Below are 592 nucleotides of genomic sequence, written 5' to 3' on the forward strand. Positions count from 1 at the left end.
GGCGAGTTCGGCCAGCAGTTGCGTGTCGACCTCGGCGCGGTTGGCGTGGGTGATGGTCTCGCCCTGGGCGATCTTGGTGAGCTTGCCCACCATGCCGCCGATGACGACCTCGCGCAGCCCCTGGGCCACGGCCTCGTCGAGCGCGTAGCGCAGGAAGTCGCCCATCTGCACGAAGCAGGCGGCGGGCAGCTGCGCGCGCTCCTTCATGGCGAACTGCTCGGTGCGCCCGCCGGTGGTGAGCACCACCACGCCGTGGCCCAGCGTGGCCGCCACCTGCACGCCCTGCACCACGCTCGCGCGGTAGGCCGAGGTGGAGTAGGGCTTGACGATGCCGGTGGTGCCGAGGATGGAGATGCCGCCCAGGATGCCCAGGCGCGCGTTGAGCGTCTTCTTGGCCATTTCCACGCCCTGCGGCACGGAGATGGTGACCTCCAGCCCCGCATGGGCGAGCAGCGCCTCGCCCACGGCGCGCACGTTCTCTTCGATGTTTTGGCGCGGCACCGGGTTGATGGCCGGGCCGCCCACCGCCAGGCCCAGGCCGGCCATGGTGACGGTGCCCACGCCGAAGCCGCCCGCCAGCCGCACCGCGCCG

At 72.1% G+C, this 592-nt stretch carries 1 protein-coding gene; it reads right to left on the reverse strand.

Annotation, left to right across the window (positions count from 1 at the left end):
- The coding region (gene cbiD / locus AC27KI_RS26875; RefSeq protein ID WP_487116956.1) for a cobalt-precorrin-5B (C(1))-methyltransferase CbiD at positions 1–592 on the reverse strand (592 nt) is incomplete at both ends.

This window comes from Acidovorax sp. KPB24-03 (genome assembly GCF_057546605.1).